At 35.3% G+C, this 4,469-nt stretch carries 8 protein-coding genes and 1 pseudogene; all 9 read right to left on the bottom strand.

Going from position 1 to position 4,469, the window contains the following annotated elements:
• A pseudogene (locus tag BBROOKSOX_RS12590) lies at positions 1-150 on the bottom strand (IS30 family transposase); the annotation flags it as partial.
• Positions 151-263: 113 nt separating this feature from the next.
• The gene (locus tag BBROOKSOX_RS09105) at positions 264-449 is read right to left on the bottom strand and encodes a hypothetical protein (RefSeq protein ID WP_139661244.1); all 186 of its coding nucleotides are present in this window, start codon (positions 447-449) and stop codon (positions 264-266) included.
• Between the two features lie 37 nt (positions 450-486).
• Positions 487-1,422: a type II secretion system minor pseudopilin GspK gene (gene gspK / locus BBROOKSOX_RS09100; protein WP_139661242.1), complete on the bottom strand. Its 936-nt coding sequence runs from the start codon at positions 1,420-1,422 to the stop codon at positions 487-489.
• A complete protein-coding gene (locus BBROOKSOX_RS09095) occupies positions 1,423-1,917 on the bottom strand; it encodes a prepilin-type N-terminal cleavage/methylation domain-containing protein (protein WP_139661247.1) in 495 nt (164 codons plus the stop codon).
• Positions 1,914-2,279 carry a type II secretion system minor pseudopilin GspI gene (gspI, locus tag BBROOKSOX_RS09090; RefSeq protein ID WP_139661240.1) on the bottom strand — a complete coding sequence of 122 codons (366 nt, stop codon included), beginning with the start codon at positions 2,277-2,279 and terminating at the stop codon, positions 1,914-1,916. Before gspI ends, BBROOKSOX_RS09095 begins: the two co-directional genes overlap by 4 nt.
• Complete coding sequence (locus BBROOKSOX_RS09085; protein WP_139661238.1) at positions 2,269-2,721, bottom strand: prepilin-type N-terminal cleavage/methylation domain-containing protein; 453 nt, start codon at positions 2,719-2,721, stop codon at positions 2,269-2,271. Before BBROOKSOX_RS09085 ends, gspI begins: the two co-directional genes overlap by 11 nt.
• A complete protein-coding gene (gspG, locus tag BBROOKSOX_RS09080) occupies positions 2,690-3,088 on the bottom strand; it encodes a type II secretion system major pseudopilin GspG (protein WP_139661234.1) in 399 nt (132 codons plus the stop codon). The genes BBROOKSOX_RS09085 and gspG overlap by 32 nt, the downstream gene beginning before the upstream one ends.
• Positions 3,069-3,365: a hypothetical protein gene (locus BBROOKSOX_RS09075; protein WP_139661232.1), complete on the bottom strand. Its 297-nt coding sequence runs from the start codon at positions 3,363-3,365 to the stop codon at positions 3,069-3,071. Before BBROOKSOX_RS09075 ends, gspG begins: the two co-directional genes overlap by 20 nt.
• A 55-nt stretch (positions 3,366-3,420) precedes the next feature.
• Entirely contained in the window at positions 3,421-4,158 is a 738-nt protein-coding gene (locus BBROOKSOX_RS09070) for a prepilin peptidase (protein ID WP_257607833.1), read from the bottom strand.
• Positions 4,159-4,469: the final 311 nt, after the last annotated feature.

Raw genomic sequence — 4,469 nt, 5'->3', positions numbered from 1 at the left:
AAATAGTCCTTGCCAGTCATCTTGGCAAAGACCTCAAATGGGGTCTTGTACCCCAAGCATTTCCTAGGTCTATTATTCATTAAATCTGTTGCCCTAAACGCTTCTTTCTCACTCACATTATCCAAAACCATTCGCTTTAGGGAAGAATTGCACTTATGGGTTGAATTCGCCTGGCAATAAGTCTGTAATTAAATTTTTTATCATTTTCAACTGATCACAATTTGTGACCAGTTGTAGCGCCCTTGTGGTTTTTTCAGCCATTGCTATCTTTTCTTCGGCGGCAGAAAATCCGTAATCGTACCTTCTGCCATTTCAACAGCAAAAGCAGTGGTCTCAGACAGCGTTGGGTGGGCGTGGATGTTATGCACATCATCAAGCTCTGATAGGGATTTGTGTTCAATGACAAGAGAATCTGAAAATGAGTTTTGTTGGGTATTTTTCCAAGACATTTTTTAGTTTTTAGTTGTTTATTAGAGAGTTATTATTTTACTGGATTTGTGGTTTTTTGGTTGGGTTGTACAAAGGTCTTAATATTTGTTCATAAGTGCGAGAAATGACACTGAGTAACCTGTTTTCTCGATGAAAAAGTGTTTCTACCTTGATGTGACTACTGGCAATTTGTATATCAGACTCCAACAAAAAAAAGTGACTGTTGATACTAATTAAATTTGCATTAAAGATTTTTTGAATATTTGCCATGCTTAGACCTCCTATCGCCTGATGGATTGCAGTTTGTGCCTCACCAAGTGAATTAAATGGTCTTTTACCAATAATGTCTTGTGCCAAAGAAATTGATAAATCTGGGTGTAAACAACTGAGCACTTCTTTACTAACAGTATTAATATTAACTGTGTTAATTACACTAGATGCCGTCAAATAAGGCTTTATTTTTAAATAATCCTTATACTCAATACCTTCTACTTTCCTAAGGTCTGACAAATGTTTAAATTTTTTTATTGGACGCTGTTTATTCACATACTCAATAATAAAATCACTCATAAAATCCTGGTCTAAGTTTGTGTTTAACCTGTCTAAACAATTCTTATAATTTGGAATAAGATACGCTTGAGTAAAATTGCTATTAATTGAAATTAAATGGTTGATATTAAGACGCGCTTGCATATCAATTATCTTTCCGTGGAGCACACCATTGGGAACTTTAATCGGAGGAATGGCGACTGCCCACCTTTCTTCTGAATAGTCAGCTTGAGCATCATCATCTCGCAAAATGCTTTTAGTCCATACTTCAAGGCTATAAAGGTAACTGACAGCTTGGCTGGTGTGAATAATATTTTTCGTGCTATTAAGATTAGCAGCTTGTTGTTGCCACATTAGACTCACAGCCAAACTGATCATTGCCACGATAATTAACACACTGACTAGTACAACCCCTTTTTCATTTTTTTTATGTACTATATTCATCTAAATCGCAAGTAATTGTTTAATCTTACCCCAATAAGGATGACTAAATTTAATTTCTATGGCTTTTAAGCGGTTTCTATTATTTTGATATCGCCAAGTTCTATGCCACTTATTTTGATTATCCAATGCACGAATCTTGAATTGACTAACTTTCTTCAGCAGCACCAACTCAGTTATTTTTTTCATATCAGTTTTATCTTGACGCTTAATTGTTGAGCCAAACTCATAATGAATATTTAATAGGGTGTCATTTTGTACGCTATTTAGCTGCACATTTTGTTCACTTAATGTGATTTCTTGATTAAATACTTGGGAGAAGTCTCTCTCAAGGTAAAGTAGCGTTCTTTGCATTTCGATTAAGGCTTGCGAATGCTTTTTCTGTATGGACTGGTGTTTAAATGTTGTTGTTAATGCACTGTAACAAATTAAGCTAATAATAGACAAAATTGCCATAACAATCAACACTTCCACCAAAGTAAAACCCTTTTGCTTCATTTCTCAAAGTAAAACACTAATTCAGCAATTGAGGTTTTAGCCTCTCGTTTGGCAATTGTTGGATAGAGTGTTAAATCAGTCTTATTGATATTCTTATTCGGTGTTGATTGTGTATGAGACAGCCAATACCAAGTTTGCTTTCCTAAGGTGTATTCACCTGATTGATACCCGATATTAGGTTTTCGACCTAGGCGCTTTTCCACATTTAAATTACTCAAAACTAAATTAGCCAAAGTCTTTTGCTTAAAATAAATGATTTGTTGAGCGTTTTGTTGATTTGCCTTAATCAAAGCGCTCAGTGAAACAGCCACAATCACAAGTGCAATCAATGTCTCAACCAGCGTAAAACCTTTAGCGTTCATTGGTTTTAGTATTGATTACGCTAGACTCATCATCTTTGGACAATGTGATGGATGCTGGTGTTATAAATCCATTGGGCAGTACCTCGATGGTATTAACATCGGAGCTTACAGCAACTGAATCGAACTCTAATATCGGTAATACTTTACTCGGTTTCCAAGATGGGCCATTTAAAGTTAATGATTGAATTTTGTCTGAATGAACAATTAAACGAATGGGTTTATTGTAAAGTTGAGAATGGTTTTGCACTGATACAATATGGCTTTGTATTTTTACTTTCAAGCTTTTCACGGCAGAAGGTTTAGCCAGATCAACACTTAAAGTAACTAAGCTTGTCATAATGCCAACAATCATAACAACAACCAGCAGTTCAATCAGCGTGAATCCAGCATTGTATTTTATAATAGAGTTATTAGTCCCAGTTGCCAATATCTTTGTTCTCATCGTTGCCACCAGGAGCACCGTCAGCACCCAAGGTATATAAATCAAAAGACTTGGTGTTACGTAAGCCTGGACTTAAATATAGATACTTCTTACCCCACGGGTCTTTAGGCAGTGTCTTTAAATATTGACCCACCAACACCTTCAAGCCTTGTTCAGAATCTGGATAACCATATTTATCTAATTTATATATAACAAGCATTGAAGAGAGGGACTTAATATCAAGATGTGCTTTTTGCACGCGTGCCTCATCAACCTTACTGGTTAGCTTGGGTATAATAATACTGGCTAAAATACCAATAATTGCTACTACTACCAGTATTTCAACTAAGGTAAATCCATGTTGTTTTTTATTTTTTATTGTTTGCATTTGTTTTATATTTAGTGAATTCTATGTCGGGAGGACTGTGATTAATTATTCTTTCTTTTTTCACCATCCTTTTACCAGTCATATTATAGCCTGTTAAAACTTTTGTTTGCATGATAAAAGATTTATTACCAGAGACCTTTGCATAAGTAGGGATTATTAGCAAAATGACAAGTTTTGCCGACTTGGTGATTTTATGAAATATAGTCATAGCAAAGCTATGGCTGTGTTTCATAAAATTTTCAAGTTGGTGAAAAATGGCGTTTTGATGATTATTCATATTTATGCAAAGGTCTCTATTGTTTGCTTAATTGCCAATGATTTCATTACAACAATTATAATAAAGCAGACAACTTCACAAACAAAAAACCAGCAATTAAAAATGGACCAAATGCAAATACCTGGTCTTTCTTGGTGCTGCTTAGTACAAAGAATATTAAACCCAATACTGAAGCACTTAATAGTAGCTGTGGTATTGTCTGCCATCCTAACCAAGCGCCTAGTGCTGCGAGTAATTTAAAATCACCGTAGCCCATGCCTTCTTTCTTTCTAATTATCTTAAATAACCAATACATACTCCATAATAACAAATACCCAGCCATTGCTCCAATAACGCCATTCTGTAAGTCGCCAAACTGCATTTGATAAATAAACCCAATCCACATTAGTGAGAGTGTTAAAACATCTGGCAATAGCCGCTCTTTTAAATCAATGACAAATAGTGGAATCAAGAGCCATGCCAGCAACAAATAAAATCCTGATTCTATCGTTGCCCCAAACATAAACACGATTAATGCGCTGATTAAAGCTGTCATTGTTTCAATGAGTGGGTACTGCCAACTAATAGTAGTGCCGCAGTGCTTGCATTTTCCTTTTTGAGTTAGATAGCTAAAAATTGGCACCAGCTCTAGTGCGCTTAATTTTTGTTTGCAAACGGGGCAAAATGAGCGCTTAGGATTGATCAAATCAATTGTAGCGTTTGTATCAATGCTAAGTGGCAGTCGGTAAATAACGACATTGAGGAAGCTACCAATAAATAGACCCAGTGTTGCTGCTATGATAATTTCTACCATCATTCAATTTTTATCAGTTTTATGCTCATCTGCAATCTCAAAATATGCCTCTCCACCTGTTTTTTTGTTCGCATAATTGCCTATGATACGCTATCTGCATGAAAAGTTGCTAAGACTCGATGACCAAATTTTTAGAACAGTGCGACTCAACAAAGACGAAAGCTGTTCGATTTGTCGTTAACAATCCATCTTTTTATTCTATAAGAGACCTTTGCATAAATAATCAACCCTTAAAAACCACACAACAAATTGATTTATAACAATAAAACCAACAATAACCATAGACAAATCAACCAACTTTTGCTAAAATA

The organism is bacterium endosymbiont of Bathymodiolus sp. 5 South (genome assembly GCF_900128535.1).
Classification (GTDB): domain Bacteria; phylum Pseudomonadota; class Gammaproteobacteria; order PS1; family Pseudothioglobaceae; genus Thiodubiliella.
This window is presented reverse-complemented; position numbering and strand designations above follow the sequence as displayed.